The following is a 1,866-nucleotide window of genomic DNA, read 5'->3' on the forward strand; positions in this document are numbered from 1 at the left end:
CACCCGAAGTCGGTGAGGTAACCGCAAGGAGCCAGCCGCCGAAGGTGGGGTAGATGATTGGGGTGAAGTCGTAACAAGGTAGCCGTATCGGAAGGTGCGGCTGGATCACCTCCTTTCTAAGGAATTTGTCTCCTGCGACGGAGACACAAGGAAGCACAGCTTCCAAACCAAACGATTGCTCGTTGTCAGTTTTGAAAGAACAGTTATGTTTCTTTCACTTGTACCTTGAAAACTGAATCGCGAAAGTTAAGTGTCTTAGAATCATCCTTTTAGTTGATATACGCTCAGCAATGAGCATACTAGGTTAAGCTAGTAAGAGCACACGGAGGATGCCTAGGCACCAGGAGCCGATGAAGGACGTGGCGAACAACGAAATGCCTCGGGGAGCTGTAAGCAAGCATTGATCCGGGGATGTCCGAATGGGGAAACCCGGCTGTCGTAATAGGCAGTCACGCATATCTGAATACATAGGATATGTTGAGGCATACGAGGGGAACTGAAACATCTAAGTACCCTCAGGAAGAGAAAACAATAGTGATTCCGTAAGTAGCGGCGAGCGAACGCGGAAGAGCCTAAACCAAGGAGCTTGCTCCTTGGGGTTGTGGGACGTCTCACATGGAGTCAGAAAGGTGTTTATTAGACGAAGAGGTCTGGAAAGGCCCGCCATAGAAGGTAAAAGCCCTGTAATCGAAAGTAAATGCCCTCCGAGACGGATCCCGAGTACCGCGGGACACGTGAAACCCCGTGGGAATCTGGCAGGACCATCTGCTAAGGCTAAATACTCCCTGGTGACCGATAGTGAAGCAGTACCGTGAGGGAAAGGTGAAAAGCACCCCGGAAGGGGAGTGAAATAGAACCTGAAACCGTGTGCTTACAAGAAGTCAGAGCCCTTTCTATGGGTGATGGCGTGCCTTTTGTAGAATGAACCGGCGAGTTACGTTTGCGTGCAAGGTTAAGGTGAAGAGCTGGAGCCGAAGCGAAAGCGAGTCTGAATAGGGCGAATAAGTACGTAGGCGTAGACCCGAAACCGTGTGATCTACCCCTGTCCAGGGTGAAGGTGCGGTAACACGCACTGGAGGCCCGAACCCACGCACGTTGAAAAGTGCGGGGATGAGGTGGGGGTAGCGGAGAAATTCCAATCGAACTCGGAGATAGCTGGTTCTCCCCGAAATAGCTTTAGGGCTAGCCTCGGAGTAAAGAGTCGTGGAGGTAGAGCACTGATTGGATGCGGGGCCCGCCAAGGGTTACCAAGTTCAGTCAAACTCCGAATGCCACAGACTTATATCCGGGAGTCAGACAGTGGGTGCTAAGGTCCATTGTCAAGAGGGAAACAGCCCAGACCATCAGCTAAGGCCCCTAAATGTATGTTAAGTGGGAAAGGATGTGGAGTTGCCCAGACAACCAGGATGTTGGCTTAGAAGCAGCCACCATTTAAAGAGTGCGTAATAGCTCACTGGTCGAGTGACTCTGCGCCGAAAATGTAACGGGGCTAAACATACTGCCGAAGCTATGGATTGCATCGTAAGATGTAGTGGTAGGGGAGCGTTGTGTACCGGGTAGAAGGTAGACCGAGAGGACTGCTGGACTGTACACAAGTGAGAATGCCGGTATGAGTAACGAAAAGACATGTGAGAATCATGTCCGCCGAAAACCTAAGGGTTCCTGAGGAAGGCTCGTCCACTCAGGGTAAGTCGGGACCTAAGGCGAGGCCGAAAGGCGTAGTCGAAGGACAACAGGTTGAAATTCCTGTACCAGCGTAACCGTTATGAGCAATGGGGGGACGCAGAAGGATAGGGACGCGAGCTGATGGATGCTCGTCCAAGCAGTGAGGCCGATGTGTAGGCAAATCCGCACATCATTAAGGCT

The 1,866-nt window shown here is 51.6% G+C and carries 2 rRNA genes; both read left to right on the forward strand.

From position 1 onward, the window contains the following. Nucleotides 1-116: ribosomal RNA gene (locus RQP50_RS29205) — 16S ribosomal RNA — on the forward strand; the annotation flags it as partial. Between the two features lie 186 nt (nucleotides 117-302). Next, nucleotides 303-1,866 (forward strand): 23S ribosomal RNA (locus RQP50_RS29210); the annotation flags it as partial.

Origin of the sequence: Paenibacillus suaedae (assembly GCF_032337355.1) — a bacterium.
Taxonomy (GTDB): Bacteria; Bacillota; Bacilli; order Paenibacillales; family Paenibacillaceae; genus Paenibacillus_B; species Paenibacillus_B suaedae.